Raw genomic sequence first — 2,012 nt, 5'->3', positions numbered from 1 at the left:
GGTGGAACATTTTGATGATGTAGATTGCAGTGCGATTGTTTGGATTGAGTACGCCTCCTTTGGGTGGTTGGAAAGGTGTGGATGATTGTGTTGTGGTTTCTTTGAGTGCATACTGTTGGGTCCTGGAGACCCAGGCCACGTGCCCCGTTGGGGGTGGGTGTTCTGTGTTTCTTCAGCCCTGGTGTCTAGAACGTGTTGTCTAGCTGTCCAGGGATTGACCGTACGTTGAGAACTACACAGTGGACGCGAGCATCTTCGATACACGCACAGACGCCTTTATGGTGTTGTTGCGTGTCTCATTGGTTCGTGTCACCGCTCCCTTTGGGGGTTGGTGATGCGTTTCTAGATAATTTACTTATGTGATTTCAAGTTTCGAAGAGCAAACGGTGGATGCCTTGGCATCTGGAGCCGAAGAAGGACGTAGTAATCTGCGATAAGCCTCGGGGAGCCGATAAACGGGCTGTGATTCGAGGATTTCCGAATGGGGAAACCCCGCCAGCGCGCGTGCGTAGCTGGTGACTCCCGCCTGAATATATAGGGCGGGTAGAGGGAACGTGGGGAAGTGAAACATCTCAGTACCCACAGGAAGAGAAAACAACATGTGATTCCGGTAGTAGTGGCGAGCGAACCCGGAAGAGGCTAAACCGGTGGTGTGTGATACCTGGCAGGGGTTGCATCATCGGGGTTGTGGGACGTTACTGGAAACGCTGCTGAGTTTCCGGCGTGAATGATCAGGTTATAGGGGAACCGCTTGGAACGGCGGACCGGAGTGGGTGAGAGTCCCGTACCCGAAATGACCTGGCTGCGTGTGGCGTATCCCAAGTAGCACGGGGCCCGAGAAATCCCGTGTGAATCTGTCAGGACCACCTGATAAGCCTAAATACTCCCAGATGACCGATAGCGGACTAGTACCGTGAGGGAAAGGTGAAAAGTACCCCGGGAGGGGAGTGAAATAGTACCTGAAACCGTTTGCTTACAATCCGTTGGAGCAGCCTTGTAGCTGTGACAGCGTGCCTTTTGAAGAATGAGCCTGCGAGTTAGCGATATGTGGCGAGGTTAACCCGTGTGGGGAAGCCGTAGCGAAAGCGAGTCTGAATAGGGCGATTCAGTCGCATGTCCTAGACCCGAAGCGAAGTGATCTATCCATGGCCAGGCTGAAGCGCGTGTAAGAGCGCGTGGAGGGCCGAACCCACTTAGGTTGAAAACTGAGGGGATGAGCTGTGGATAGGGGTGAAAGGCCAATCAAACTTCGTGATAGCTGGTTCTCTCCGAAATGCATTTAGGTGCAGCGTTGCGTGTTTCTTGCCGGAGGTAGAGCTACTGGATGGCCGATGGGCCCTACAAGGTTACTGACGTCAGCTAAACTCCGAATGCCGGTAAGTGAGAGCGCAGCAGTGAGACTGTGGGGGATAAGCTTCATAGTCGAGAGGGAAACAACCCAGATCACCATCTAAGGTCCCAAAGCGCGTGCTAAGTGGAAAAGGATGTGGAGTTGCTGTGACAACCAGGAGGTTGGCTTAGAAGCAGCCACCCTTGAAAGAGTGCGTAATAGCTCACTGGTCAAGTGATTCCGCGCCGACAATGTAACGGGGCTCAAGCACGCCACCGAAGTTGTGGCATTCATATACAGGTAGGCCTTCGTGGTCCAGCCGTATGGATGGGTAGGAGAGCGTCGTGTGGCGAGTGAAGCGGCGGTGTGAACCAGTCGTGGATGCCACACGAGTGAGAATGCAGGCATGAGTAGCGAAAGACGGGTGAGAAACCCGTCCTCCGGAAGACCAAGGGTTCCAGGGTCAAGCTAATCTTCCCTGGGTAAGTCGGGACCTAAGGCGAGGCCGACAGGCGTAGTCGATGGACAACGGGTTGATATTCCCGTACCGGCTGGTAACCGTTCAAGACCTAACTAGTAGTGCTAAGCAAACCAAAGTCTCATGGATCCTTCGGGTGATGTGGGGTGGCGGCTGCGAACCCGAACTGGGGTGGTGAGCGTGAGGTGTGACGCAGGAAGGTAG

1 rRNA gene is annotated in these 2,012 nt (G+C 54.1%); it reads left to right on the top strand.

Annotated features, from left to right (window positions below):
• Positions 1-363: 363 nt before the first annotated feature.
• Positions 364-2,012 (top strand): 23S ribosomal RNA (locus tag ABD115_RS16580); the annotation flags it as partial.

The sequence above is a fragment of the Leucobacter albus genome (genome assembly GCF_039528015.1).
In the GTDB taxonomy this organism is placed as follows: Bacteria; Actinomycetota; Actinomycetes; order Actinomycetales; family Microbacteriaceae; genus Leucobacter; species Leucobacter albus.
This window is presented reverse-complemented; position numbering and strand designations above follow the sequence as displayed.